The 3505-nt window shown below is 67.2% G+C and carries 3 protein-coding genes; 1 reads left to right on the top strand and 2 read right to left on the bottom strand.

All coding sequences use genetic code 11. The features are described from left to right. Both A9W96_RS22880 and A9W96_RS22885 read right to left on the bottom strand, forming a co-directional pair. Window positions 1–1226: Rieske 2Fe-2S domain-containing protein (locus A9W96_RS22880; RefSeq protein ID WP_067143307.1), on the bottom strand; the 1226-nt coding region annotated here is incomplete at its 3' end. Continuing rightward, the gene (locus tag A9W96_RS22885; RefSeq protein WP_067143313.1) at window positions 1226–2080 is read right to left on the bottom strand and encodes an SDR family NAD(P)-dependent oxidoreductase; all 855 of its coding nucleotides are present in this window, start codon (window positions 2078–2080) and stop codon (window positions 1226–1228) included. The genes A9W96_RS22885 and A9W96_RS22880, both read right to left, overlap by 1 nt. Before the next feature lie 218 nt (window positions 2081–2298). Between A9W96_RS22885 and A9W96_RS22890 the strand changes: the two genes are divergently transcribed. After that, a partial coding sequence (locus A9W96_RS22890) for an SMP-30/gluconolactonase/LRE family protein (RefSeq protein WP_369830862.1) occupies window positions 2299–3505 on the top strand: 1207 nt, incomplete at its 3' end.

A 3505-nucleotide genomic window follows, 5' to 3' on the forward strand; every position in this document is an offset into this window, starting at 1 on the left:
TGCGGCAGCACCGATCGCCACCTGGGGTCCCCGACCGGAGTGTATTCCCATTCCGTCTGCGGCTCTTGGCCTTTGGGGTACAGCTCGAAGACCGACACCTCGAAGATGCACTTGTCCGGGTTGTAGCTGGGATGCGGTCGCGCGCCGTAGCACAGCGCGCTGGTCAGGCCCTGGCCGATCTGGAAGTTCGGGAAGATCTGCCATGCGGTCCCGGCCTGCCCCAGGATGTCGGCGGGGATCGTCGGCCAGATCACGCCGCGGGCCTCGTCGTCGCGGCGCGCCGAGGCCAGCCAGTGCTCGAGGACCTTGTCGGCCGGTGTCCCCTCGGGCAGCTCGTCGACCAGTCGCTTGGCGGCGTTCACCAGCGTCTGGGTGGTGGTGGCGTTGGTTTCCTCCATCGTGTACACCTGCATCTCGGCGGTCGACACGCGGGGATCGGCGCCGATGCCGAGCCGGATCTTGGACTTGGTGGCCTCCATGTCCTCGGGCGCGTCATAGCCGATGTGGCTGTGCTTGCCTTGGGCTTTCGCCCACCCCTTGAACTCGCCGAACCTGTTGAACTCGGGATGTGTGGTGTAGACGTGGTAGGTCTCGTTGAAGGCCTCCAGCGCGACCTTCCAGTTGCAATCGAACGAGAGCCACTTGCGCCACTTGTAGCGCATGTTCTCCAGCCCGAACGGGTCGAGGATCTTCGCGGCGGGGAACAGGAAATCGGCGAGCGGCTCGCAGTCGGGGTCCATGTTGATCCACAACCAGCCACCCCAGGTATCGACCCGCACCGGACGCAGGTGGGTGTTGTCGGGGGTGAGCGTGCCCTGCCAGTCCTGCTGTTCGCGAATATGGGTGCACGCGCCGTCCAGGCCGTAGGTCCAGCCGTGGAAGCCGCAGACGAACGACTTTCGGGTACGCGCGCAGGCGTTCTTGGCGCCGTCGGGGGTGTCGATCAGCCGGCGGCCGCGGTGCATGCACACGTTGTGGTGCGCGTGAAACTCTGCTGCGCCGGTGCGGACCACGATGATCGAATCGTCGAGGATGTCGTAGGTCAAGTAGCTTCCCACCTCGGGCAGCTCCTCGACCCGGCCCACCTGCTGCCATACCTTGCGCCACAGCTTGTCCCGCTCGGCGCGAGCGTAGTCCTCGGAGATGTAAGCCTCCACGCCGATGGTCATCGGTGCCGAGAGTTCCTCGGGCGCTTCGGGATTCGCGCCCTTGGCCAGATCGGTCATCACATCCTCCTGATTGCCGCGCGGAAGGATTCGTCCTTGAGGAATAGCGAAGTGTTGTCTGCGCCGAGGTGGCTCCACTTGAGGTCCAGCCCGCCGTCGACGAGCAGCGTCTGGCCGGTGATGTAGCTCGACATCTTCGAGAGCAGGAACAGGATGGCGCCGGCCTGCTCTTCGGGCCGGCCGCGGCGGCCCATTGCGATCGCCTGCCGGTCGCGATCGGGATCCTCGTCGACGTACGTGCGCGAGGCCGCCGTCTCGGTGACGCCGGGCGCGACGGCATTGACCCGAATGCCGGCCACCGCCAACTCGAGTGCCATCGTGCGGGTCATCGCCACAATCGCGGCCTTGGCCGTGCCGTAGGCGATGTGGAACGGCGCGGTGTTCATGCCGCTGATCGAGGAGATCGACACGATCGATCCCGGCTGGTGCTGCGCGACGAGCTCGCCCGCCACGGCCTGGCTCATGAAGAAGGCCGTTTCGAGGTTGTCGGCGAAGATCTTGCGCCAGTCACCGCGCGCCACCCGGGTGGACGGCATCCACGTCGACGGCTCGGCGCCGCCGGCGACATTGACCAGCCCGTACAGGTCGCCGCCGGCGCGGCGCGCGTGGTCGAGCACCGCGGCGATGCCCTCGTCGGTCGACGCGTCGGCGGCGACGGGCAGCACGGGCAGGCCCTGCTGTGCCAGCGGGGCGATGTGTTCGTCGAGGTTTTCCTTCGACCGGCTCACCGCGATCACGGTGGCCCCGGCCCGGGCGGTCATGGCCGTGACGGTCGTGCCGATGCCACCGCCACCGGCACCGGAAACCACGACGACGCGCCCGTCGAGTCCTAGGAGATCCCCGTGATCGGCCATGACCTGCTTTCCCCTGCCGCCGGGCGTCGCGCCACCCAGGGCGGGATCATTGATCTTTTGTCCGGACAAAATATCGCATTCTGTCCCTTGGAGAACACTATTCCGATCGGTGGACTTCGCTGTCAAGGTCGGTTCGCCGCGCTTTGGCGGCTATTGTCTGGACTAGGAGGAATTGATAGCGTCCAGCCAAACGGCTGACGGAAGGACCTCGGCGAGCCATGCCCATCTCAACGCAGCCATCGCGGTACCCGATGGCGCATCGCATCGACGTCGCCGAGGGCTGGGAGCTCGAACGGGTCACCGCGCCCAGCCGGCTCTTCGGAGCCAACGGTCTGCGCACCGGCCCGGACGGTCGCATCTACATCGCCCAGGTGACCGGCAGCCAGATCAGCGCGCTGGACCACCGCACCGGGGAACTGGTGACCGCCAGCCCCAAGGGCGGCGACATCGTGGCGCCCGACGACGTCGCGTTCGACGCCGCCGGCAACCTCTACGCCACCGAGGTGATGGACGGCCGGGTCAGCGTGCGCGACACCGGCGGCCGAACGCGCGTCCTGCGCGACGACGTGCCGTCGGCCAACGGGATCACCTTTTATCGGGACCGGTTGTTCATCGGTGAATGCCGTGAAGGCGGACGGCTGCTGGAATTCGACCTGGCTGGCGGGCCACCACGGGTGCTCTTGGAGAACGTGCCCTCACCGAACGCGATGGAGGTCGGCCCGGACGGGCTGCTGTACTTCCCGGTGATGGGGGCCAACGAAATCTGGCGCGTCGACCCCGACGGGGGCGAACCGCAATGCGTGGCAACCGGTCTCGGTGTGCCCGATTCGGTCAAGTTCGACGCCCAGGGCCACATCGTCTCGACGCAGGTGGCAACCGGACAGGTGCTGCGCATCGATCCGCGCAGCGGCGAACAACGCCTGATCGCCCAGCTGAACCCGGGGCTGGACAACTGCACCTTCGTCGGCGATCGGTTGTTCGTTTCCAACTTCACCGGCGAGATCACCGAGATATCGCCGGACGGCACAACGCAATCCGTACTGGCGGGCGGCCTCAACTGGCCGCTTGATCTGGCGGTGGGCCACGACGGGCAGCTCTACATCGCCGACGGCACGTACTTCTACGTCGCCCTGCCCGACGGGTCCCTGCACACCGCCGGGATGTTGTTCAGCCCCGGATACCCCGGATTCCTGCGCGGCATTGCGGCGAGCGGGCCCGGTGAGTTCGTCGTGACGACCTCCGGCGGCCAAGTCGGCCGGTATCGGCCGGAGGCCAACGAAACGGATGTGCTCGCAGACGGTTTCGACCAGCTCTACGGTGTGGCCCTGAGCCCGGGCGGTGTGGTGTTCGCCGAGCTGGGCACCGGGCGGGTGCTGTCATGGGAGTCCGGCGGCGTCGAGGTGCTGGCGACCGGGCTGCGCGACC

It is taken from the genome of Mycobacterium sp. 1245852.3 (genome assembly GCF_001669335.1).
In the GTDB taxonomy this organism is placed as follows: Bacteria; Actinomycetota; Actinomycetes; order Mycobacteriales; family Mycobacteriaceae; genus Mycobacterium; species Mycobacterium europaeum_A.

Excerpts from the sequence above, each read along its gene's own strand:
- A9W96_RS22885 (WP_067143313.1), bottom strand. The coding sequence starts at position 2,080 with ATGGCCGATCACGGGGATCTCCTAGGACTCGACGGGCGCGTCGTCGTG.